The organism is Streptococcus sp. GP0011, assembly GCF_030546305.1.
Classification (GTDB): domain Bacteria; phylum Bacillota; class Bacilli; order Lactobacillales; family Streptococcaceae; genus Streptococcus.
In genome coordinates, this window is sequence record NZ_JAUONR010000003.1 from 59,278 (window position 1) to 79,775 (window position 20,498).

General features: G+C 39.2%; 28 protein-coding genes. 17 read left to right on the plus strand and 11 right to left on the minus strand.

Annotated features, from left to right (window positions below; genetic code table 11):
* Positions 1 to 142 precede the first annotated feature (142 nt).
* From Q4443_RS04480 to Q4443_RS04530, 11 genes are all read left to right on the plus strand, one after another.
* The gene (locus Q4443_RS04480) at positions 143 to 841 is read left to right on the plus strand and encodes a hypothetical protein (protein WP_070568271.1); all 699 of its coding nucleotides are present in this window, start codon (positions 143 to 145) and stop codon (positions 839 to 841) included.
* Positions 842 to 895: 54 nt separating this feature from the next.
* Positions 896 to 1,573 carry a hypothetical protein gene (locus Q4443_RS04485; RefSeq protein WP_049519718.1) on the plus strand — a complete coding sequence of 226 codons (678 nt, stop codon included), beginning with the start codon at positions 896 to 898 and terminating at the stop codon, positions 1,571 to 1,573.
* A gap of 170 nt (positions 1,574 to 1,743) precedes the next feature.
* Complete coding sequence (locus tag Q4443_RS04490) at positions 1,744 to 2,442, plus strand: hypothetical protein (RefSeq protein ID WP_084880195.1); 699 nt, start codon at positions 1,744 to 1,746, stop codon at positions 2,440 to 2,442.
* Between the two features lie 134 nt (positions 2,443 to 2,576).
* Positions 2,577 to 3,239: a hypothetical protein gene (locus Q4443_RS04495; RefSeq protein WP_049519034.1), complete on the plus strand. Its 663-nt coding sequence runs from the start codon at positions 2,577 to 2,579 to the stop codon at positions 3,237 to 3,239.
* Between the two features lie 181 nt (positions 3,240 to 3,420).
* Positions 3,421 to 4,092: a hypothetical protein gene (locus tag Q4443_RS04500; protein WP_049519031.1), complete on the plus strand. Its 672-nt coding sequence runs from the start codon at positions 3,421 to 3,423 to the stop codon at positions 4,090 to 4,092.
* Positions 4,093 to 4,228: 136 nt separating this feature from the next.
* Positions 4,229 to 4,945: a hypothetical protein gene (locus Q4443_RS04505; protein WP_049519030.1), complete on the plus strand. Its 717-nt coding sequence runs from the start codon at positions 4,229 to 4,231 to the stop codon at positions 4,943 to 4,945.
* Positions 4,935 to 6,197 carry an Mbeg1-like protein gene (locus tag Q4443_RS04510; RefSeq protein ID WP_049479219.1) on the plus strand — a complete coding sequence of 421 codons (1,263 nt, stop codon included), beginning with the start codon at positions 4,935 to 4,937 and terminating at the stop codon, positions 6,195 to 6,197. Before Q4443_RS04505 ends, Q4443_RS04510 begins: the two co-directional genes overlap by 11 nt.
* Positions 6,185 to 6,601 (plus strand): hypothetical protein, encoded by a 417-nt coding sequence (locus Q4443_RS04515; RefSeq protein ID WP_042902659.1) that lies wholly within the window; start codon positions 6,185 to 6,187, stop codon positions 6,599 to 6,601. Before Q4443_RS04510 ends, Q4443_RS04515 begins: the two co-directional genes overlap by 13 nt.
* Complete coding sequence (locus Q4443_RS04520) at positions 6,595 to 6,909, plus strand: hypothetical protein (RefSeq protein ID WP_042902660.1); 315 nt, start codon at positions 6,595 to 6,597, stop codon at positions 6,907 to 6,909. The genes Q4443_RS04515 and Q4443_RS04520 overlap by 7 nt, the downstream gene beginning before the upstream one ends.
* 122 nt (positions 6,910 to 7,031) lie before the next feature.
* Positions 7,032 to 7,823 carry a DUF2785 domain-containing protein gene (locus Q4443_RS04525; RefSeq protein ID WP_049479218.1) on the plus strand — a complete coding sequence of 264 codons (792 nt, stop codon included), beginning with the start codon at positions 7,032 to 7,034 and terminating at the stop codon, positions 7,821 to 7,823.
* Positions 7,824 to 7,932: 109 nt separating this feature from the next.
* Positions 7,933 to 8,601, plus strand: coding sequence for an MIP/aquaporin family protein (locus tag Q4443_RS04530; protein ID WP_049479217.1), 669 nt, complete (start codon positions 7,933 to 7,935; stop codon positions 8,599 to 8,601).
* 162 nt (positions 8,602 to 8,763) lie between these two features.
* Here the strand turns inward: Q4443_RS04530 and queF are convergent, their stop codons facing one another.
* The 7 genes from queF to Q4443_RS04565 form a co-directional block, all read right to left on the minus strand.
* Positions 8,764 to 9,255 (minus strand): preQ(1) synthase, encoded by a 492-nt coding sequence (queF, locus tag Q4443_RS04535; RefSeq protein WP_049478686.1) that lies wholly within the window; start codon positions 9,253 to 9,255, stop codon positions 8,764 to 8,766.
* 18 nt (positions 9,256 to 9,273) lie between these two features.
* Positions 9,274 to 9,990 (minus strand): 7-carboxy-7-deazaguanine synthase QueE, encoded by a 717-nt coding sequence (queE, locus tag Q4443_RS04540; protein ID WP_049478687.1) that lies wholly within the window; start codon positions 9,988 to 9,990, stop codon positions 9,274 to 9,276.
* Positions 9,983 to 10,426, minus strand: coding sequence for a 6-carboxytetrahydropterin synthase QueD (gene queD, locus Q4443_RS04545; RefSeq protein WP_049478688.1), 444 nt, complete (start codon positions 10,424 to 10,426; stop codon positions 9,983 to 9,985). The genes queE and queD overlap by 8 nt, the downstream gene beginning before the upstream one ends.
* Positions 10,426 to 11,079, minus strand: a complete 654-nt coding sequence (gene queC / locus Q4443_RS04550; RefSeq protein ID WP_049478689.1) for a 7-cyano-7-deazaguanine synthase QueC — start codon at positions 11,077 to 11,079, stop codon at positions 10,426 to 10,428. Before queC ends, queD begins: the two co-directional genes overlap by 1 nt.
* A 201-nt stretch (positions 11,080 to 11,280) precedes the next feature.
* Positions 11,281 to 11,595 carry a thioredoxin gene (gene trxA, locus Q4443_RS04555; protein ID WP_001029581.1) on the minus strand — a complete coding sequence of 105 codons (315 nt, stop codon included), beginning with the start codon at positions 11,593 to 11,595 and terminating at the stop codon, positions 11,281 to 11,283.
* A 15-nt stretch (positions 11,596 to 11,610) separates the two neighbouring features.
* Positions 11,611 to 11,832, minus strand: coding sequence for a DUF4649 family protein (locus Q4443_RS04560; RefSeq protein WP_049478690.1), 222 nt, complete (start codon positions 11,830 to 11,832; stop codon positions 11,611 to 11,613).
* A gap of 97 nt (positions 11,833 to 11,929) precedes the next feature.
* Positions 11,930 to 12,310 (minus strand): MarR family winged helix-turn-helix transcriptional regulator, encoded by a 381-nt coding sequence (locus Q4443_RS04565; RefSeq protein WP_042768552.1) that lies wholly within the window; start codon positions 12,308 to 12,310, stop codon positions 11,930 to 11,932.
* A 196-nt stretch (positions 12,311 to 12,506) separates the two neighbouring features.
* Here Q4443_RS04565 and Q4443_RS04570 point away from each other — a divergent pair, with 196 nt between their 5' ends.
* Positions 12,507 to 12,881: a CidA/LrgA family protein gene (locus Q4443_RS04570; protein WP_049478702.1), complete on the plus strand. Its 375-nt coding sequence runs from the start codon at positions 12,507 to 12,509 to the stop codon at positions 12,879 to 12,881.
* Positions 12,878 to 13,573, plus strand: coding sequence for an LrgB family protein (locus Q4443_RS04575; protein ID WP_049478691.1), 696 nt, complete (start codon positions 12,878 to 12,880; stop codon positions 13,571 to 13,573). Before Q4443_RS04570 ends, Q4443_RS04575 begins: the two co-directional genes overlap by 4 nt.
* Positions 13,574 to 13,625: 52 nt before the next feature.
* On the opposite strand, the gene Q4443_RS04580 is transcribed toward Q4443_RS04575, so the two are convergent.
* From Q4443_RS04580 to Q4443_RS04595, 4 genes are all read right to left on the minus strand, one after another.
* Positions 13,626 to 15,173, minus strand: coding sequence for an ABC transporter ATP-binding protein (locus Q4443_RS04580; RefSeq protein WP_000946536.1), 1,548 nt, complete (start codon positions 15,171 to 15,173; stop codon positions 13,626 to 13,628).
* A gap of 127 nt (positions 15,174 to 15,300) precedes the next feature.
* Entirely contained in the window at positions 15,301 to 16,029 is a 729-nt protein-coding gene (locus Q4443_RS04585) for a hypothetical protein (RefSeq protein ID WP_049478692.1), read from the minus strand.
* A 15-nt stretch (positions 16,030 to 16,044) separates the two neighbouring features.
* Complete coding sequence (locus tag Q4443_RS04590) at positions 16,045 to 16,740, minus strand: ABC transporter ATP-binding protein (RefSeq protein WP_000173188.1); 696 nt, start codon at positions 16,738 to 16,740, stop codon at positions 16,045 to 16,047.
* A gap of 4 nt (positions 16,741 to 16,744) precedes the next feature.
* A complete protein-coding gene (locus Q4443_RS04595; RefSeq protein ID WP_000119117.1) occupies positions 16,745 to 17,110 on the minus strand; it encodes a GntR family transcriptional regulator in 366 nt (121 codons plus the stop codon).
* A 140-nt stretch (positions 17,111 to 17,250) separates the two neighbouring features.
* Between Q4443_RS04595 and nrdR the strand changes: the two genes are divergently transcribed.
* Genes nrdR through Q4443_RS04615 form a run of 4 tightly spaced genes read left to right on the plus strand, consistent with a single transcriptional unit; the run spans position 17,251 to position 20,495 of the window.
* On the plus strand, positions 17,251 to 17,724 hold the full coding sequence (gene nrdR, locus Q4443_RS04600) for a transcriptional regulator NrdR (RefSeq protein ID WP_001203678.1): 474 nt from the start codon (positions 17,251 to 17,253) through the stop codon (positions 17,722 to 17,724).
* Positions 17,725 to 18,888 (plus strand): DnaD domain protein, encoded by a 1,164-nt coding sequence (locus tag Q4443_RS04605; protein WP_070696191.1) that lies wholly within the window; start codon positions 17,725 to 17,727, stop codon positions 18,886 to 18,888.
* The gene (gene dnaI / locus Q4443_RS04610; protein ID WP_049519023.1) at positions 18,889 to 19,785 is read left to right on the plus strand and encodes a primosomal protein DnaI; all 897 of its coding nucleotides are present in this window, start codon (positions 18,889 to 18,891) and stop codon (positions 19,783 to 19,785) included.
* Positions 19,782 to 20,495, plus strand: a complete 714-nt coding sequence (locus tag Q4443_RS04615) for an NADPH-dependent oxidoreductase (protein ID WP_049519022.1) — start codon at positions 19,782 to 19,784, stop codon at positions 20,493 to 20,495. The genes dnaI and Q4443_RS04615 overlap by 4 nt, the downstream gene beginning before the upstream one ends.
* The last annotated feature ends 3 nt before the right edge of the window (positions 20,496 to 20,498 follow it).

Below are 20,498 nucleotides of genomic sequence, written 5' to 3' on the forward strand. Positions count from 1 at the left end.
ACCTTTAGGATTACAGTGTTTTAAAATGAATTAGACAGGATTTTAACATCATAGATGAAACAGTCATATCAGCCTTTTATGATATACTATAAGGGAAATATGATTAGTTGTTTTATTAATTATCATAAGTAAGGAGAAGGTTATGAAAAAACGTGCGTTTTTCACAACATTACTTTTAGGAGGATTGATCATGATAGGATTGGCAGGATGTGGAGAAAATAAAAACAGTCGAGAATGGATTGAGAACAAAGTCTCTGAGGTTAGTCGTGTCTATCCAACCGAGAATCTGTTTGATTTGTTTAAGCAATTTCCGAAAGGGTTTAATATTACTCAAACATTTTATAAGGATTCGCTCAGAACAGTAGTTTCCTTAGATGGAGATGAAGAAAGTCAAACCATAAAAGGAAAGATAGAGACTATACAAATTTCTACTGATCCATATAAAGAAGAAGTGGAAGAGCATGTTGATGTAGAATATAAGGATGGTGAATTTATATTTTCTAACAATGAGGTAGCGGAAAAAATTTGGGGTTATAAAGGTTTTCTGTTCCAAAAATTAAGTTTGAATAGAGATGTTTTATCTAAGATGAAGCTTGAAAAGTTTCGATATTTTTCAAATCGCAATGTGTTTGAAATCTATTATATTAGTGATAACTCTACGATAAATAATTTCCTTAAGTCAAATGGAGAACACATGTTATCAATAAGTGGAGCGGAATCTTATAATAATACAAAAGGTTATCGATTGAATGTTAATATTGCTTTTAAGGATACCCCAAATGATGGAATGAGTGAGATAGTTTCAAGTTGGATAGATGATAGAAATAGTGTTTCTAATTAATTTGATAACATTTTAAATATCCTGATTGAACTGATCATAAATAAGGAGAGTATTATGAAAAAACGTATGTTTTTCGCAATGTTAGTTTTAGTAGGGTTGATAATGATAGGAATAACAGGATGTGGAGAAAATAAGAACAGTCGAGAATGGATTGAGAACAAAGTATCTGAGGTTAGTCGTGTCTATCCAACCGAGAATCTGTTTGATTTGTTTAAGCAATTTCCAGAAGGGTTTGAGATTGAGCAGGTTTATTTTAAAAAGAAAAGTGATGGAATTGACGATTTTATCACAGAAATTAAGCTGAAAGGTGATGCAACATCGCATACAATAACAGGTACTCTTGCTAAAAGCCCAGCGAAGGATGATGCACCAAAAAGCGAAGAAGAAGTAGTAAATGTTCAATATGTAGACAACAAATTTATTTTTTCTAATGAAGAAACCGCTAAAAAGATATGGAAGTTTGATGGTTTCTTGTTTCAAAAACTAGGTATAGATAAAGAATTTTTAAGCAAATTATCATTAAAAAACAAACATTTTAACGGAAATAATGGTTCTTTTGATATAGATTATATTATTAAAAACAAAACGATTAACCAATATTTTAATAAACAGCAACAAGCTGAAACAGTGCTAGGGTTTGGTAGTTCTTTGAGATTAGATGACTTTTATTACTATTCTATTACTGTTGATTTTAATGATGGCTATTATTTTAAGGAGAGAGTATCGAATTAGGAGAGAAGTATGAGTAAGAAGGATACAGCGAATAGTGGTATTGCTACTCTAGATACAGCAAATCTGACTTACGAACTTGAATAAGAAGCAAGGAAATATTGCTTTTATGGTATATTATAAGGAAGCTATGGTCAGCTGTTTTATTGAATATTATAAGTAAGGAGAAGATTATGAAAAAACGTATGTTTTTCGCAATGTTACTTTTAGTAGGATTGATGATGATAGGAATAACAGGATGTGGAGAAAATAAGAACAGTCGAGAATGGATTGAAAACAAAGTCTCTGAGGTTAGTCGTGTCTATCCAACAGAGAATCTGTTTGATTTATTTAAGCAATTTCCAGAAGGGTTTGAGATTGAGCAGGTTTATTTTAAAAAGAAAAGTGATGGAATTGACGATTTTATCACAGAAATTAAGCTGAAAGGTGATGCAACATTGCATACAATAACAGGTACTCTTGCTAAAAACCCAGCGAAGGATGATGCACCAGAAAGCGAAGAAGAGGTAGTAAGTGTTCAATATGTAGACAATAAATTTATTTTTTCTGATGAAGAAACTGCTAAAAAAATATGGAAGTTTGACAGATTTTTATTTCAAAAGTTGACTTTAAATAAAACAGAATTGTCTAAGTTAAGATTAAAAGAGAAATCGTATAATAGCGTGACAAATGGTTTTAGTATTTTATATTTTACAGAAAATGAAGTAGTTAATAATTATTTTCATAAAAATGATTCTGAAACATCCGTACTGGAGATTGGAAGTTCTCTACAAAATGAGGGTTATTACTACTACTCAATTTTACTAGATTACAATGATGGCTATTATTTTAGAGAAACGGTATCAAATGTGGAGGTATTTAACGGCCAATAGTGGAATTCCAACTTTAGACGTGGCGAATATGACTTACGAATTTGAATAAGATGCAAGGCAATATTGCTTTTATGATATCCTACAAGAGAATGATGGTGGCTATCTTATTGAATATTATAAAAAAGGAGAAGGTTATGAAAAAACGCATGTTTTTCGAAATGTTACTTTTAGGAGGATTAATCATGATAGGATTGGCAGGATGTGGAGAAAATAAGAACAGTCGAGAATGGATTGAAAACAAAGTCTCTGAGGTTAGTCGTGTCTATCCAACCGAGAACCTGTTTGATTTGTTTAAGCAATTTCCGGAAGGCTTTAAAGTAGAGCAAGTGTATATCAAACGTGGGACTTTTCTTATCGAAATGTCTTTACAGGGGGATAGTAGCAATTATACAATTTCTGGAGTGCTAACCAAGACACGGGCTTCTGATGATATTACTGAAAAGCCAGAAGAAACAATAAGAGTTGATTATATAGATGGGAAATTTATCTTTTCTGATGAGGGGAAAGCGAAAGAATTATGGACTTTTGATGGATTCTTATTTCAAAAGTTAACGATTAATCAGTCTTTTCTATCTTTTTTATCTATGAAATCCAAAAGTTATAATGGTAATAATGGTGCATTTGATATTGATTATTTGGTTCGGAATCAAACTATCAATCAGTATTTTAAAAAAGATGAAAACGAACAGGCAACATTAGGTTTTGGAAGTTCATACCGAAACGACGATTATTTCTATTATTCAGTAACTGTCAACTACGACAATGTTTATTCATTTAGAGAAACCGTGTCAAATTAAAAGGAGATTCAATGGTGGATAAAAAATTTGTTAATAGTGGAATTCCAACTTTAGATGCGTCAGATGCGTCGAATCTAACTTACGAATTTGAATAAGAAGCAAGGAAATATTGCTTTTATGGTATATTATAAGGGAGCTATTGTCAGCTGTTTTATTGAATATTATAAGCAAGGAGAGGATTATGAAAAAACGCATGTTTTTCGAAATGTTACTTTTAGGGGGATTGATCATGATAGGATTGGCAGGATGTGTAGAAAATAAAAACAGTCGAGAATGGATTGAGAACAAAGTCTCTGAGGTTAGTCGTGTCTATCCAACCGAAAATCTCTTTGATTTGTTTAAGCAATTTCCAGAAGGGTTTGAGGTCTATCAAGTTTACAAGAATGATAAAGTTAGCATAAAAATATATTTAACCGGAAATAGTCAGTTTAAGACGATAACTGGTAAATTAATTCGAAAAGATTTGAAGTTAGAAAAAAAGACAGATATTATAGATGTTCATTACATAGAACAGCAATTTATTTTTTCAGATGAAGAAAGAGCAAAGGAAATTTGGGATTTTAAAGGTTTTCTGTTTCAAGAATTAACGATTAATAAAAGAATTTTATCTGAGTTTAAATTAGAAAGTAAGAGTTATAACAGTGTAACTAATGGTTTTGACATATCTTATAGTGTGAATAATCCAATAATAAACAAATTTTTTAAAAAGGATGATCTTGAAAATGGCGTATTAGAATTTGGGAGCTCTTTGCAGAGTAATGATTATTATTACTATTCTGTAAATGTTGATTACAAAGACGGTTATTATTTTAGAGAAACAGTGTCAAATGGAGAATTGAATAATGGTGAGTAGTGAAATTCTAACTTTAGACGTGGCGAATATGACTTACGAATTTGAATAAGATAGTAAGGAATTGTTGCTTTTAAGATATACTATAAGTGAACTATGGTTAGCTATTTTATTGAATATCATAAATAAGGAGAAGGTTATGAAAAAAAGCGCGTTTTTCGCAATATTACTTTTAGGAGGATTGATGATGATAGGATTGGCGGGATGTGGAGAAAATAAAAACAGTCGAGAATGGATTGAAAACAAAGTCTCTGAGGTTAGTCGAGTTTATCCAACTGAAAATCTCTTTGACTTGTTTAAGCAATTTCCGGAAGGGTTTGAGATTAGAAGTATTGATACTTACGATGAGACGAAGGACTATTCTCGTTATCAGAAGATTGAACTCGTAGGAAATGCAGAAACAAAAGAAATAACTGGTAATTTTAAAAGAATAGAAGCTCGAGGTAATCCTTATGAAGAAAAAGTACTTTTAGAAAGTCGTATTGTGTACACTGAAAAAGGATTAGAATTTTTGAATCCAGAAGTTTCTAAAGATGATTTGTTTTATGATGGTTTTTTATTTCAAAAGTTAGAACTAAATAAAGCAGTTCTATCTCGATTTGAACTCAAAAAAACGTACTATAATTGGGAGACTGGTGATGCTTCTATTACATATAAAAATGTAAATAGTAAAATTATTCAGGACTACTTCCATATACAATCAAGTGAGTCGTTAGACCTTTTTATTAGTGCAGACCACTCTGCAACTATTGGCTATGAATACGGTTATCCTGTGGTTTTTGACGGAGAAAATATATCTCATTCAGAACTTATAATAGGAAAAGGTAAGAGTATGGAGAAGATAGATGCCAAATAGTAATGTGCCGACCTTAGATGCTTCTAATTTAACTTATGAATTTGAGAATGTGCGAGTTAATCAGGGAGCAACTGACAATAATGTGCTTCAATATGTAGAAAAGTACTCTAAGAAAAAACTCCCTCCCAACCTCCAATATCTAGATGATTTTCATGACGAATTTACTGGGACGAGTGGTACAGCCTTCCTAGATAAGGATAGTGGAGAGGTGATCATAGCGTATACGGGAACGAATCCTAATGCGGACATAGCGACAGATGTCGCGACAGATGTCGGTGGTATAATCATGGCGTTCGGTTACCATTATGATGAAGCTTTCAAATTTTATGAAAGGATTCGACAGAGATACGGTGATAACATTACTCTAACAGGACATTCTTTAGGAGGGAATATCGCTCAGAGGGTGGCCTTAGAGTATAACGCTCCGCGTACTGTGGTATATAACGCAGCGCCTCTCTACTTAGAAGGCCTTATCGACTCTAAAGATAGAATCATAGATTATCTAACTCCCTGGGATTCGGCGAGGGAGAAAATAATCAATAAAGAAAAGACATTCACAGGTCAAGTGGTAAGAATTCGAACACAGGACGACTTTCTTAACAATATCTCAATGCCTTTTTTGGGTGTCTACTTGGGAGAAGATTATCTGCTTGAAAATTCTGGTGGGCACAATATTGACCCAGATATTACGGGTGATAAAAATCAAATTAACCAAATCAAGGATATTTTGGAAAAACAGAGTCCAGAGAAAATGACTGGACTTGAAAAGAAGAACTATGAGACCCTGAAGAAATTACAAGGTGTCAAAAATGGACTTCTAAAACAGTTGAATACTAAATTTTTATCAGATGGTAGTATAAGTAGCCATGAGATGTTTTTCTTGGATAGTGTCCAAGCAACAGCTGTTGCGACGGCAATGACAGAGAGTGTCAGTAACGGACACAGCGAGATTGAGGCAGTGGCTAAAAAAGCAGTTACAGATGCTGAAACACTCTACGATAAAAGTAAGGAAGTTCCCTGGTTTGTAACAGAGTTAACTAATGATGAGATAGAGGATGTCTATGTAGAAGCTGGGGTAACGTATGATAGTATTGTGGGTGAGACTCAGAGACATTTTGATAAAAAAGTAAGTAAATCAGCTGCGATTGTAAAAGCCTTTACGGATTTGGAAACCAACATTCAGAAAGGTGTTGAACAGGCGGTTGAAGGAGACGAAAGCTTGGCAAGGGATATTAATCAATGGACAAACTAGAAGAAATCCAAGTGAAAATAAAAAAGCAAGAAGAGGGACTTTGGTCTTTGGAGGATGATTATAGAACTGCTAAGAAGAAAATAGAAGAATCCTATGAAAGTTTAGATCATAATCGTTCTCAGTTGACCAGATTATATGAGGAGTTTGAGAACATTGCTTATGATTTTGGTAGACAGAAATCTGGAGACGATGGGGAGCACCATCAATTTCTGATGTTATTAGAATCTTATTCAAGTGAGACGAGTAGTGAGTATCTTCGGCAGTATGCTAAAATAGAGGCAAAAGATGAAGAGTTGCAGACTCAGTACCGAAAAGAACGCTCTCGCTTAGAAAAAGAGTTAGAAGAGAGTTATAGTCAAATAAAAGCCTTATATGAGTTAGAAAGGGGGCAGAAGAAATGCTAGTGGATTTAGTCATAGATGCTTTGATTGGACCTATGTCAGAATCAGCCAGACGAGAAATCAAAAAAACATTAGAAAGAGCAGCTATCAAAGCATTTTGTGCTCCTCCTATAAAATCAGGTAGAAAAGGTATTGTAGATAAGTGCGATGAGGAGATAGGGGTTCTTGCTATGACAAATAAGACTGCTGTAACGACTTTAGCAGCTCAAATGGATAGTTCAATTAATGGTTTAGGACAAAAAGCAATTAGCGAGGCTGTTAGTAAAAATAGTACATCTTTTGAAGATTTAACTCCGAAAAAGAAAAAATAGTGTTTTAACCATGCCCTATTCCTTCTCGATTTCCCCCTCCAACTATTTTTCCAAATATTCCTCTTCAAAGTCATCTTCGGATGGCTTTTTGATAAGTTACTAGAAAAGTAGAGGTACTTGAGATGCGTAAAAAATTACAAAGAAAAGTGACAGAAGAAAAACCAAGCTATAGTCGAGAAGAAATTCAGTGGTTGCTCGAGCATTTGGGAGATCCCTCTCCAGAAATTCGAGACGAACTTGTTTTTACGAGTTTGGCTAGAGGGATTCAAGAAGAGTTGTTTTCCCTTGAGCAATTTCAGTTTATTTCAGAAGAGATCTCCTCTGATGAAGGTCTATACAAAGAGATTGATAGTAGAGGAGTTTCGGCTCTTAAACGTTCTTTTAGGGCGCTTATTTATGCCAATCTTTTGTCTGCAGATGGTAACGAGCACTCTCTTTTCTATAAAGGTTTAAAAACTGATATAAGAAATGCTATGCTATCTCAAGGTTTGTATTACCTAAAAAAAGAAAAGGATACGACAGGTTTTTCAAGTCAGTATGGTTGGGTTCACGCTTTTGCGCATGGAGCGGATCTCTTGACTGAAGTCGTTTGTCATCCAGATTTTCCTAGTAACAGAGTTTCTGAAGTATTTGATGTACTGGGTCAATTATTTAAAAGAACTCCCATTCGTTTTACAAATGATGAGGATTGGCGCTTAGCGAGAGTACTTTATGAACCCATTTTGCAAGGGAAATTAGATCAGGAACAAGTAGCTTCTTGGATAAAAACTGTTGACTTTCCAATAGAAGAGAGGGAAGATTTTTATAAATTTTCCAACTTCAGATCCTGTCTGTTGGAAGTCTATATCCAACTTGACCAGAAAAATAGTTTACAAGATGCCTTGAAAGAAGTCATTCAATCTTTTCAGTACTAAGTTCAAGCGAGTCGTTTCATAATTTTCAAATAACTTTCCAGTCAATTTTCTTGAAACCCTTTCCTTCTTTTGATAGACTAATACATAGTTTGAAAAAAGGAGACTTATCATGAAAAAATTTGTTGCTGAATTAATCGGTACATTTATGCTTGTGTTCATTGGAACAGGAGCTGTTGTTTTTGGAAATGGTCTTAATGGCCTTGGACACCTTGGAATTGCTTTTGCCTTTGGTTTGGCAATTGTAGTTGCAGCTTACTCAATCGGAACTGTTTCAGGTGCTCACTTGAACCCAGCGGTTTCGATCGCTATGTTTGTAAACAAACGTTTGTCATCTTCAGAACTTGTAAACTACATCCTTGGACAAGTAGTTGGAGCTTTCTTTGCGTCAGCTGCAGTATTCTTCCTCTTGTCTAACTCAGGCATGTCAACTGCTAGCCTTGGTGAAAACACCTTGGCAAACGGTGTCACTGTCTTTGGAGGTTTCTTGTTTGAAGTTATCGCAACTTTCTTGTTTGTCCTAGTTATCATGACGGTAACATCAGCAAGCAAGGGCAATGGCGCAATCGCTGGTTTGGTAATCGGCTTGTCCTTGATGGCGATGATCCTTGTTGGATTGAACATTACTGGACTTTCAGTTAACCCAGCTCGTAGCTTGGCACCAGCTGTCTTGGTCGGTGGCGCAGCCCTTCAACAAGTATGGATTTTCATCCTTGCCCCAATCGTTGGTGGTGTTCTTGCAGCTTTTGTTGCGAAAAACTTCCTTGGAACAGAAGAATAATTGAAACTCAAAAAGCCTTGCTCCTCAGCTTGAGGAACAGGGCTTTTTCGTATGATACTCTTCGAAAATCTCTTCAAACCACGTCAGCTTCACCTTGCCGTACTCAAGTATAGCCTGCTGCTAGCTTCCTAGTTTGCTCTTTGATTTTCATTGAGTATGAGTTTAGCGGTTGTCAATTTTCTCTGGATAAAGGTCGTGTTGGAAGAGGCGTTGTTCTGCCAGGCCTTCATACTTGGTTCCAGGTCTACCGTAGTTGTAGTAAGGGTCGATTGAAATGCCCCCGCGTGGAGTGAATTTTCCCCAGACTTCTAAATAGCGAGGGTCTAGCAAGTTGACCAAGTCTTTCCCTATGGTGTTGATACAGTTTTCGTGAAAATCTCCATGATTTCGGTAGCTAAAGAGGTAGAGTTTGAGGGATTTTGACTCGACACAGAACTTGTCAGGAATGTAGGAAATATAAATGGTCGCAAAATCTGGTTGAGCAGTGATTGGGCAAAGTGAGGTAAATTCAGGACAATTAAATTTGATAAAATAGTCATTTTCCACATGACGATTGTCAAAGGATTCGAGGACTTCTGGTTGATAGTCGAAAATGTAGTTGGTTTCTTTATTGCCTAGTAGGCTTAGGTTTTTCATTTCTTCTTGTTGTGACATGATTTTTTCTTTCTAATCTTAAACACCACGTTGGTTGTCGTAGAGGAGGGTATGAAGTTGAGGAAGGACGCGGACATTGCCCCAGCTATCGTCAGCAGCGACATGTTCCCAGAGTTCTTTGAGGCGATCCAGTTGGTCTTGGACAATATTGCCTGTAGCCTTGGGCTCAGGATTTCCTGCTGATAAGAAGAGGACATCTGGTTGGTAGCGTTCTTGAACCTCTTTGGCAAAGGCCAAATCGGCATCGTCAAAGACAGGGATTTTAAAGGTGACCTTGTCTGGATCTAGTTGGGAAACGATAAAGTCCAAGGTCTCAAAGTTGACTTCCATCTTTGATGAAGGGGGTTTGGGGCTCAGAGTGACCTGATCGATGTCTTTTAACCAATTTTGCCAGCGGGAGCCTTGGGTCTCAACTGCCAGAGTGACACCACGTTCCTTGAGCTTGGTGACGAGTTGAGCCATGTTAGCTGCTAGGATAGCAGGATTTCCCCCAGACAGAGTGACGTAGTCGTAGCTTCCTAGCTTATCTAAGGCAGCAATGACTTCATCAGCTGTCATACGAGTAGGTTTTTCAGAACCATCCCAAGTAAAGGCAGAGTCGCACCAGTCGCAGTGGTAGTCGCAACCAGCAGTGCGGACAAACATGGTTTTCTGCCCGATAGCACGACCTTCACCTTGAAAGGTTGGGCCAAAAATTTCCAGAACCGGTAGTTTGAGGACACGTTCCCTAGTCATCTAACCACTCCCGTCTAAACTCTGCAAAGGCAGTCGGAGTTTCATAGAGGCGAACGTATTCCAAACGGAGACTGCGCTCATCTGGTAACTCTTGACTCATGGTTTGGAAAATCCAGTAAACCATATTTTCAGCAGTCGTGTTCATATAAGGCAGGGTTTCATTGAGATAGCGATGATCCAAATGGGGTTCTAAGAAGTCCTTGTAGATAGCTTTGATATCTCCAAAATCGTAGGTCATGCCACGTTCATCTAAAAATCCACTGACAGCAATCTGCAGATGATAAGTGTGGCCGTGCAGGGATTTGCATTTTCCCTCATAGTGAAAGAGATGGTGGGCAGCATCGAAGGTAAACTCTTTTGAAACTAAGGTTCTGTGAGGATTGTAGACAAGAGATTCCCCAGTTTCCTGTTTGATTTCTTTGGGAGCAAAAAACATTAGCCCTCTCCTTTCTGTGAAAGATAAACATCTAAACCATGCTGACGTAGGTGGCAGGCTGGACAATCTCCACAGCCACTTCCGATAATCCCATTGTAGCAGGTCAAGGTCTTTTCACGAACGTAGTCAAAGGCACCGAGTTGGTCGGCTAATTCCCAAGTTTCAGCCTTATCTAGCCACATGAGAGGTGTTTGGATAACAAAGTCGTAATCCATGGCAAGGTTGAGGGTGACATTAAGAGATTTGACAAAGACATCCCGGCAGTCAGGGTAGCCTGAGAAGTCTGTCTCGCAGACACCTGTCACGATATCTTTAATGCCACGTTGCTTGGCAAGAACTGCTGCAAAGGATAGAAAGAGGTGGTTGCGGCCGTCAACAAAGGTATTGGGAACCTCTCCCTCTTTTTGCTCGATCTCCAGATCAGAGGTCAGGGCATTTTCAGTGATTTGTCCCAGCAGAGACATATCTAAGATGTGATGACGAATGCCTTGTTCCTTAGCGATTTCTCTAGCAACTTGAATTTCGAGATGATGGCGTTGGCCGTAGGCAAAGGTGACGGCTTCGACTGTTTCATAGTGTTCTTTAGCCCAAAAGAGGCAGGTTGTGGAATCTTGACCGCCACTAAAGACGACCAAGGCTGATTGACGTTTCATAGTACTCCTTCCAAAATGGGAAATGTTCAGAGCACGCAAAAAGCTCCCTTGAGGGGAGCTAAAAAATACCAAGTAGAGGTTTTTTTAGCGATGGCATGTCCCAAACATCGTAATATTCTACCTACAGTCTAGCATATTTTTTGAAAAATGGCAAAGAGCAAGAAAAAAGAGACCAAATGAAGCACTTGGTCTCTCGTGTGATTAGCTCAATTCAGCAACGATGGCCTTGATTTGTTCTGCAGTATGAACACCTGCAACTTGTTTCACCACTTGGCCGTCTTTTTTGAAGAGAAGGGTTGGGATAGACATGATTCCAAAAGCACGAGCTGTGTTTGGATTTTCATCAACATCCATTTTAACGATTTTCAAGACATCTTCTGAAAGTTCTTCAGACAATTTATCCAAGATTGGACCTTGCATACGACATGGACCACACCAAGTTGCCCAGAAGTCTACCAAGACCAAACCGTCTTTTGTTTCTTGTTCAAATGTTGCATCTGTAATTGCTTTTGCCATTGTATTTCTCCTTTTTTAGTTATATTGGCTTAAATCTTTTTTCATGAGATAGAAGAAGACATCTCCATAAGTCCCATGGTAGTCCAAATCATGACCATTGTAGGTTAATTTTTGGACAGGGTAGTAGTCTGTGACGCCGATGAGGCAGGCATGTTGAGAACGTTCAAAGTCTTGGTAAGACTCGAAAGTCATGGTTCTCTCTTGCTTGCTGGCGTCTAGGTAGGTAATTTCGATCATATAAAACTCCTTTGTTCGATCTTGACTTTATTGTACTCCTTGAAAAGAGGAATGTCAAGAAAAATGATTGCGCACGCAACTTTTCTAGAAAATATGATTATGAAATGAAATCAAGACTCGTCTCCAGTCTTTCTTCGACAGCCTTTTGCAGGTAAGCTAGAGTTGTCTGTCCCTCGTCAGTCAGGCAGATAAAGCTAGCCCGTCTATCCTGATCGCAACACCGGCGACTAAGCAAACCGCAGTTTTTCTCTTCCAGGCGAGCCACCATTCGAGAAACAGCGCTCGGACTGAGATGGAGTTTATCTGGCAGGTCAATCTGCCGTAAAGATTTTTCATCAGCTAGGTCCAGATAGTAGAGTAGGTAAAACTCTTTCAAGGTCAACCTTTGTTCACTCTGCTGGGCAATAGTTTCTTCCAACAAGGCTTCCATTTCCTTTTGACGGCGGTTGTAGTCAAACCACTTTTCCAAATAGGTCATTGCTTTCTCCTTTCTTTTCAAAGTAAAAATCACAAAGTCATTACTGATTATCTTTGTAACACAAGATGATTGCGCATGCAATGATTATACTACTTTTAACTAATCCTTGCAAGAAAGAAGAATTGCGATATTTCCTTGAAATTTTCTGAAAAAAGAGTAAACTGGTGTGCAAGAAGTCTATTTCGTGGAGTTTAGGATGAAATTATATGTTCAATTAATGATTCTCTTTGTGATTTCTCTAATCGGTGAGGGAATCTCCAGTTTCTTTCATCTGCCCATCCCAGGCAGTATTATCGGTTTGATTATTCTCTTTCTAGCCTTACAGTTCAAGTGGCTAAGGACCAGGCATGTCAATATGGTCGGGAATTTCTTGCTGGCCAACATGACTATTCTCTTTTTGCCACCAGCAGTAGGTATCATGGAAAAGTTCGATGTGATTGCCCCTTATCTCTTGCCCATCGTCTTGATTGTCTTTTTTGCGGCTGTCATCAACATTATCCTCATCGCTCTAGTGGTTCAGTTTATCAAGAGACGGTTTGAGGGTGATTATGAGAAAGGAGATGTCAAATGAGCGAATTTGTATCCAATCCTCTGTTTGGGATTGCATTATCTATCCTAGCTTATCTAGTGGGGATGTTGATTTACAGACGTTTTCCCCATCCATTGACAACGCCTCTGCTTTTGTCGACTGTTTTCATTATCATCTTTCTAAAGGTGACGGGGATTTCTTACCAAGATTACTATCAAGGCGGCGTTTATCTGAACAACTTGATTGTCCCATCGACCGTGGCTCTAGGGATTCCGCTTTATAAGAGTTTTCACTTGATGAAGCACCATGCTAGGAGTATTCTCTTTGGTAGTCTGCTAGCAGTAGTTGTCAATACTAGTTTCACTGCCATAGTAGCGAAAATATTTGGTATGGACTTTTTCCTAGCCATTTCTCTCTTTCCCAAGTCAGTGACAACCGCCATGGCAGTGGGGATTACAGAAAAATTGCAAGGTTTGACGACTGTGACCTTGGTTGTCGTAGTGGCCACTGGGATTTTGACCAGTGTGATCGGACCAACCCTTTTGAAGTGGTTGAAGATTGATGATCCAGTGGCTGTTGGACTCTCCCTTGGAGGAACGGGACACGCTGTCGGAACGGGAACAGCCTTTCGATACGGCTCGGTAGCAGGAGCCATGGGTGGCTTGGCTATCGGTATCACTGGTATTCTTTATGTTTTTGTCAGCCCCATCGTAGCCAGTTTGATATTGAGTTAAAAAGCAAGGAAGCTGAGTTCCTTGCTTTTTTCCAATTTTATTTTGTAAGGATTTACTTTTCTTTGCTTAAATGAATGACTTGGTCGTAGCGTTTTAAGTCCTCGTCTGTATAATGGTGAATGACTTCAATGACTGTCTGAGGTAGCGAGAAGAGGAGGTCGCTAATCTTTTTGCTATTCTCTAAGTCAAGATTGGCCTTAATCTCATCAGCCAAGATGAGTTGGCTGTCGTGATAGAGCGCGCGAGCGATTTCGAGTCGTTGTTTCTCGCCACCAGACAGGCTATCGTTGCTAAGAGTTCGATTTTTCAAATGTTCTAAACCAGTTGTCTTGAGGATATGATTCAACCTTTCTTGCTTTTTAGTCATTCCTAGAAGGATATTGTCTTCCAGAGACAGCGTGTCAAAGTAATGGCTATCTTGGAGGATATAGGAGCTAACGCTCGTGATTTCTTGGCGTGATAGGCTTTGGCCAGCAAATGCAATCCGTCCACTGGTCGCAGCCAACTCTCCATGAATGATATTGAGTAAAGTCGTTTTTCCAGAGCCACTTTCACCGATAATGGCAATCTTTTCTCCTTTCTTGATGTGCATGGAAAGAGGGGATAAAAGGACCTGTCCCTCTTTTTCTAGAGAGATATTCTCTAGTTGGACGGGATAAATGTTTTGGAAGGTGCTAGTAGAAATAGGACTAGAATTTGTGAAAAGTACTTGGTACTTTTCACAGAGGTATTGAGTTGCTTTTCGGGTGTTAGTAAAGTAGGCTAATTCTTGGAATTGATAGCCAATATTATGAGAAACGAGATAAATGGCTACAAAACTAGCTGCGTTTAAATAACCATAATAGGTCATAAAACCGCCAATGACAATAGGGGCAACGGAGCAAAAGGCATCGATGCTATTGATAAAGAGACTGTTTAGGGTACGTTGTTTCTCATATCGTATTTCCGCATCCAAACTAGTCTGTAACTGATTTTGATAGCGAGCAAAAAAGAAGTCCTGTCCCTGATAATGACGAATCTGTTGGCTACCGCCAATAAAATTTGTCAAGCTTGATAAGTAGCTCTGGTTAATAGTGGACCGCTTTTCAGAAAGTGAATCTAAACGCTTAGATCCGATGGCACTACAGAGGACAGGGACGGAGTAGAAGAGAATAAAAATCAAGCCTAGGTAAAAATTAGTCCACAGGGCATATAGAATGGAGACGGTTGTGAAACCAAGAGAAGAAATAATGATAACGGTTGGCTCAATATAGCTCTTTTCTAACTGGTTGACGTCGTTTTCTAAATCAGACAAAATATCCTTTTCATCAATATCATAACCGCTGAGGAATCGCTTGAAAATAGCGCTTTTAATTCCATATCTGAAATCAGTAATCAAACGAGCGTAGTAATAGCGTTTTCCAGCTAGCCCCAGTAAGAGGATGAGGTTTCCAAGGATTCCCAGAATCAACACTTTCCAAAGAAGTTCCAGTTCTTGATTGGTAAAACTAGCAACGATACTCTGAATGAGCGCTGGCGTAATAATCGCTTCCAGCCATGTGATTGCAATCGAAAAGAAGTAAAGTGTTAAGTGTTTCTTTGCAACAAACGTTCTAAGCATAAAGAGCTCCCTCCTTATCAATATACAGTAATCACTTTTAAAATTATTATACTCCTTTTTATCCACATTTTCATACAATATATCTAAAAGAAAAGATCTAGCGATACAGAGTCGCTAGACCTTTAACTTATTGCAAGTTAACCTTGTTTTTCAAGATATAGTAGGTACCGAGATAGTAGATAGCTGATAAAAAGAGATCGCGCAGAATTTCTGTACCAATCATCATGTTAAAGTCATTTTCAATTCGGAAAAAGAGAGAAACATAACCAATGACGATGGCAATGACGATATAGGCTAGAATCCCCATGGCTGTTCGATACTCGTTAAAGAGTTGCCCGATAGAGATGGAGAGGTAAATGGATAAAATCCATGCGATTGACCCGACAAATAGTGATAGGGCATACAGCCAGCCGTAGCTGAGATAAGGGGAAATGAAGTTGTAGAGGGCAGTGAAGTCTTTTTCAATTGGTGTTAAGAAGATGATAATCAATATACTCAAGATAAAGACGATATAGCCTAAGATGGACCAGACAAGACCACCTAAAAGTTTTGCGGTGATGATTTGGTGCTCGGAGACAGGCAAGGTCAAGGTCAAGTACCCTTGGCGGTCATAAACACTTCCCTTGAATCTTCGGATGATTAAAAAGATTGTTGCAATCCAAAGAGTGACGCTGAGTCCTCCAAAGACTAGTACTAAAAAGAAGATGAAATAAGCAGCATTGTTAGGATTGTAACTCTGGCTAAGACTGCTAATAAAAGCTCCAATCAAAACTGAAATTGCAAGTACAGCACCGTAGAGTGCCAGATACCATTTATTGACATTTTTAAATTCATAACGAACTAGATTCCAAAACATAATAATCTCCTTTGCTTAGGCTTTAAATTCCTGGCGGAAGAGCTGGTCAATTGATTCACCTGACTCGTAACGAATATCATCAACATTTCCTTGGCGGACGACTTTTCCGTCTTTGAGGAAGATGATCTCATCCAAGATTGGCTCAATATCTGAAATCAAGTGGGTTGAAATCAGCACCGTAGAGGTTGGTGAGTAGTTGTTGATGATGGTATTGAGGATATAGTCACGGGCAGCCGGATCCACACCTCCGATTGGTTCGTCGAGAACGTAGAGGCGAGCTTCACGACTCATAACCAAGATGAGTTGGACCTTTTCCTTGTTCCCTTTTGATAGTTTCTTGAGGCGACTGTTTTCATCAATACCGAGATCAGCTAAAAGGTGTTGGGCCCTTTCGAGATTGAAATCCTGATAGAAGGTTTTAAAATAGGTTAGAGCATCCTTAACCTTCATCTCTTCATTGAGGTAGGTTGTATCTGGTAGGTAGGAGACGATCGCCTTGGTAGCAGGACTTGGATCCTGTCCATTAATAAGAACACGTCCTTTATTTGGTTGAAGGAGGCCATTGATCAGTTTGATTAGGGTTGTTTTTCCGGATCCGTTTGGTCCAAGGAGCCCGACAATCTTTCCGGCTGAGATCTCTAGTGAGATATTGTCAAGTGCCGCAGTTGCTCCATATGATTTTGTTACATTTTCAAGTGCTAGTAGTGTCATAGTCTTAAACTCCTTTAATATAGTCGCTTAATACATTTGGCAGTTCTTCTTTTTTGTAGCCAAATTGAAGCATGCAAGAGACGAATTGTTGCAGTTGCTCCTCGGAAAGTTGTTTGCGGGACTGAAGGATGAGGTCCAAATCCTCGGTGACAAATCGACCAGTTGTCCGCTTGCTATATACAAATCCTTCACGTTCGAGGTCAGACAAGGCGCGCTGAATGGTATTAGGATTGACCCCAGCCTCGCTCGCCAAATCTCTCACGGTAGGGAGCTGTTGATTGGGTTCCAGTTCATGGGAAACAATCTGTAATTTGATTTTTTCCATAATCTGTAAATAAATCGGTTTTGTATTATCAAATGACCAGGACATCATAGTCTCCTTTCTTTGCCTTTGTTGTTCTAATCAAATAATACAATAAAACAAAAAACTTGTCAAGTAAAAATAAGAATTGTTTTGGGAATTGCTCAAAAAATGGTATAATGAAAAGAAAACGACAAGGAGGGAAATGCATGCGTTGTCCAAAATGTGGGGCTACCAAGTCTAGTGTTGTTGATAGTCGACAAGCCGAAGAAGGAAATACCATCCGTCGAAGACGTGAGTGCGACGAGTGTCAGCATCGTTTTACAACCTATGAACGAGTAGAAGAAAGAACGCTGGTTGTCGTCAAAAAAGACGGTACACGAGAGCAGTTTTCGAGAGATAAAATCTTTAATGGGATTATCCGCTCAGCCCAGAAACGCCCTGTTTCGAGTGATGAAATCAACATGGTGGTCAATCGTATTGAGCAAAAACTCCGTAGTCGCAGTGAAAATGAGATCCAAAGCGAATATATTGGGTCTTTAGTCATGGAAGAATTGGCGGAGCTGGATGAGATTACCTATGTTCGTTTTGCCAGTGTTTACCGTAGCTTTAAGGATGTGAGTGAGTTGGAGAGTCTGCTCCAGCAGATCACCCAGTCCTCAAAAAAGAAAAAGGAAAAATAGATGAAGCCAAATGACCGTTTTTCTTTTATAAAGAATAATCGGGTGTCGCAAGATACCTCTTCTCTGGTGCAGTGCTACCTCCCGATTATCGGTCAGGAGGCACTGAGCCTCTATCTATATACCATTACCTTTTGGGATGGTGGGCAAAAGGAGCATCTCTTTTCCCACATCCTCAATCACTTAAACTTCGGCATGCCGACCTTGCTCCAATCCTTTAAAGTCTTATCTGCTTTGGATTTGTTGACCCTTTATCAGAAGGGGGAAACTTATGAATTGCAGCTTCATTCTCCCCTCTCCAGTCAAGAATTTCTAAGCCATTCTGTCTATAGCAGATTATTAGAGAAAAAGATTGGGGATACTGCAGTCGCTTCCATGAAGCAGGCTCCAAGTGAGGGAGAAGCACTCTCTGTTTCTTTGAGCCAAGTCTTTCCAACCCTGACTGAAGAAGTGACCCCAAGCGAGTCTAAAAGCAAGTTAAAAAACGATTTTGATTTGGAACATTTCCAGCGTCTGATGGCTCGAGATGGCTTGCGTTTTGAAGACGAGCAAACGGATGTTTTGGAATTATTCGCCATCGCAGATGAAAAAAAATGGACATGGTTTGAAACTTATCAATTAGCCAAGGCGACAGCGCTGGCTCAGGTTATTTCAGTCAAACGCATGCGTGAAAAGCTTGCGCAAAAGCAGGTTCCTTCTGACTTTAGCCCCAAAGAAATGACCATTATCAGGGAAGCCAAAAATAAAACTCCCCTGCACTTTTTAGCGGAAATCAAGCAAACGCGTAAGGGGAACATCACCCAGAGCGAACGAGAACTCCTTCACCAGATGGCGTCTTTAGGCTTGTTGGATGAAGTCATCAATATCGTCTTGCTTCTAACCTTTAACAAGGTTGATTCGGCTAATGTTAATGAAAAATATGCCATGAAGGTCGCAAATGACTATGCTTATCAAAAAATTCGGACAGCAGAAGAAGCTGTGCTTCGGATTCGAGAGCGTCAGCAAAAAGGGCAAGAAGACCAGAAATCGAAAACTAGCTCGACTAAGACCAATGTTCCTAAGTGGAGTAATCCAGAATATAAAAATCAAACCAGCGAGGAGACTCGTCTGGAACTAGAACGTAAAAAACAAGAAATGTTAGCCCGATTAGAAGAAGGAGGAGACTAGATGGAAAGTGTGGGTGACGTTATCAAACGTCAGACAAGTCGTTTTCAGTATCAGGACCTAGTCCAGCAGATTATGAAAGACCCAGATGTGGCGGCTTTTATCCAGAAAGAGTCCCTCAGTCCAGAGGAGTTGAATCGTAGCATCTCCAAGTTCAACCAATATATCACAGAACGGGATAAGTTTCTTCGTGGGGATGCGAACTATATAGCGCGTGGCTATAAGCCTATCTTGGTTATGAATCACGGATATGCGGATGTGTCTTATGAAGAAACACCAGAACTAATCGCAGCTGAAAAAGAGGCTGCAATTAAGAATCGTCTTAAGTTGATCAATCTACCAGCAAGTCTCAAGAAAGCGAAGTTGGCTCAGATTGACCTGGATGATCTAGGACGGTTACCGATTTTTGAGAGACTCTATTCCTTTGTTGATCTTTACCCAAGCATTCGAAAAGGTCTCTATCTTTACGGAGATTTTGGTGTTGGTAAGAGTTTTATGATGGCGGCCTTAGCTCATGACCTATCTGAAAAACGTGGGGCATCAACGACGATTCTCCACTATCCAAGTTTTGTCATTGATGTGAAAAATGCCATCGGTGAAGGATCTGTGAAGACCTTGGTGGATGACATCAAGTTAGCAGAAGTCTTGGTCTTGGATGATATTGGTGCAGAGCAGTCGACACCTTGGGTGCGTGATGAGATTCTTCAAGTCATTCTTCAGTACCGCATGCAGGAAGATTTGCCAACCTTCTTTACTTCCAACTTTAATTTCCAAGATTTGGAAAAACATTTTGCCAAAGGAAAGAATGGAAATGATGAGACTTGGGAAGCTAGACGGGTTATGGAACGAATCCGTTATTTGGCTGAGGAGACAAGACTAGAAGGAGAAAATCGCCGATGACAGAAACCATTAAACTGATGAAAGCTCATACTTCAGTTCGTCGCTTTAAGGAGCAAGAGATTCCTCAGGCAGACTTGGAAGAGATTTTGACTGCTGGACAAATGGCGTCATCTTGGAAAAATTTCCAATCCTATTCTGTGATTCTTGTGCGCAGTCAAGAGAAGAAAGATGCTCTTTATGAATTGGTTCCCCAGGAAGCCATTCGCCAGTCAGCAGCCTTTTTGCTCTTTGTTGGTGACTTGAATCGAGCGGAAAAGGGAGCAAGCCTTCATACGGACACTTTCCAACCTCACGGGGTAGAAGGTCTCCTTATCACGTCTGTGGACGCGGCTCTTGCTGGCCAAAATACCTTGCTTGCTGCGGAGAGTCTGGGATATGGTGGTGTTATCATCGGTTTGGTCCGTTATAAGTCAGAAGAAGTGGCAGCGCTTTTTAACCTGCCTGACTATACCTACCCTGTTTTTGGGATTGCCCTTGGCGTGCCAGATCAACAACACGAGGTCAAACCAAGACTGCCTTTGAACCAAGTGGTATTTGAAGAAGAATACCAAGAACAGCCTGTAGCGGCGATTTTGGACTATGACAAAGTACAGGCAGACTATGCTGGTGCGCGTGCGACAACCTCTTGGAGTCAGCGTTTGGCAGAGCAGTTTGGTCAAGCCGAACCTAGTTCAACTCGGAAAAATCTAGAACAGAAAAAGTTATTGTAGAAA

Excerpts from the sequence above, each read along its gene's own strand:
- Q4443_RS04480 (WP_070568271.1), top strand. The coding sequence starts at position 143 with ATGAAAAAACGTGCGTTTTTCACAACATTACTTTTAGGAGGATTGATC.
- Q4443_RS04485 (WP_049519718.1), top strand. The coding sequence starts at position 896 with ATGAAAAAACGTATGTTTTTCGCAATGTTAGTTTTAGTAGGGTTGATA.
- Q4443_RS04490 (WP_084880195.1), top strand. The coding sequence starts at position 1,744 with ATGAAAAAACGTATGTTTTTCGCAATGTTACTTTTAGTAGGATTGATG.
- Q4443_RS04495 (WP_049519034.1), top strand. The coding sequence starts at position 2,577 with ATGAAAAAACGCATGTTTTTCGAAATGTTACTTTTAGGAGGATTAATC.
- Q4443_RS04500 (WP_049519031.1), top strand. The coding sequence starts at position 3,421 with ATGAAAAAACGCATGTTTTTCGAAATGTTACTTTTAGGGGGATTGATC.
- Q4443_RS04505 (WP_049519030.1), top strand. The coding sequence starts at position 4,229 with ATGAAAAAAAGCGCGTTTTTCGCAATATTACTTTTAGGAGGATTGATG.
- Q4443_RS04510 (WP_049479219.1), top strand. The coding sequence starts at position 4,935 with ATGCCAAATAGTAATGTGCCGACCTTAGATGCTTCTAATTTAACTTAT.
- Q4443_RS04515 (WP_042902659.1), top strand. The coding sequence starts at position 6,185 with ATGGACAAACTAGAAGAAATCCAAGTGAAAATAAAAAAGCAAGAAGAG.
- Q4443_RS04520 (WP_042902660.1), top strand. The coding sequence starts at position 6,595 with ATGCTAGTGGATTTAGTCATAGATGCTTTGATTGGACCTATGTCAGAA.
- Q4443_RS04525 (WP_049479218.1), top strand. The coding sequence starts at position 7,032 with ATGCGTAAAAAATTACAAAGAAAAGTGACAGAAGAAAAACCAAGCTAT.
- Q4443_RS04530 (WP_049479217.1), top strand. The coding sequence starts at position 7,933 with ATGAAAAAATTTGTTGCTGAATTAATCGGTACATTTATGCTTGTGTTC.
- queF (WP_049478686.1), bottom strand. The coding sequence starts at position 9,255 with ATGTCACAACAAGAAGAAATGAAAAACCTAAGCCTACTAGGCAATAAA.
- queE (WP_049478687.1), bottom strand. The coding sequence starts at position 9,990 with ATGACTAGGGAACGTGTCCTCAAACTACCGGTTCTGGAAATTTTTGGC.
- queD (WP_049478688.1), bottom strand. The coding sequence starts at position 10,426 with ATGTTTTTTGCTCCCAAAGAAATCAAACAGGAAACTGGGGAATCTCTT.
- queC (WP_049478689.1), bottom strand. The coding sequence starts at position 11,079 with ATGAAACGTCAATCAGCCTTGGTCGTCTTTAGTGGCGGTCAAGATTCC.
- trxA (WP_001029581.1), bottom strand. The coding sequence starts at position 11,595 with ATGGCAAAAGCAATTACAGATGCAACATTTGAACAAGAAACAAAAGAC.
- Q4443_RS04560 (WP_049478690.1), bottom strand. The coding sequence starts at position 11,832 with ATGATCGAAATTACCTACCTAGACGCCAGCAAGCAAGAGAGAACCATG.
- Q4443_RS04565 (WP_042768552.1), bottom strand. The coding sequence starts at position 12,310 with ATGACCTATTTGGAAAAGTGGTTTGACTACAACCGCCGTCAAAAGGAA.
- Q4443_RS04570 (WP_049478702.1), top strand. The coding sequence starts at position 12,507 with ATGAAATTATATGTTCAATTAATGATTCTCTTTGTGATTTCTCTAATC.
- Q4443_RS04575 (WP_049478691.1), top strand. The coding sequence starts at position 12,878 with ATGAGCGAATTTGTATCCAATCCTCTGTTTGGGATTGCATTATCTATC.
- Q4443_RS04580 (WP_000946536.1), bottom strand. The coding sequence starts at position 15,173 with ATGCTTAGAACGTTTGTTGCAAAGAAACACTTAACACTTTACTTCTTT.
- Q4443_RS04585 (WP_049478692.1), bottom strand. The coding sequence starts at position 16,029 with ATGTTTTGGAATCTAGTTCGTTATGAATTTAAAAATGTCAATAAATGG.
- Q4443_RS04590 (WP_000173188.1), bottom strand. The coding sequence starts at position 16,740 with ATGACACTACTAGCACTTGAAAATGTAACAAAATCATATGGAGCAACT.
- Q4443_RS04595 (WP_000119117.1), bottom strand. The coding sequence starts at position 17,110 with ATGTCCTGGTCATTTGATAATACAAAACCGATTTATTTACAGATTATG.
- nrdR (WP_001203678.1), top strand. The coding sequence starts at position 17,251 with ATGCGTTGTCCAAAATGTGGGGCTACCAAGTCTAGTGTTGTTGATAGT.
- Q4443_RS04605 (WP_070696191.1), top strand. The coding sequence starts at position 17,725 with ATGAAGCCAAATGACCGTTTTTCTTTTATAAAGAATAATCGGGTGTCG.
- dnaI (WP_049519023.1), top strand. The coding sequence starts at position 18,889 with ATGGAAAGTGTGGGTGACGTTATCAAACGTCAGACAAGTCGTTTTCAG.
- Q4443_RS04615 (WP_049519022.1), top strand. The coding sequence starts at position 19,782 with ATGACAGAAACCATTAAACTGATGAAAGCTCATACTTCAGTTCGTCGC.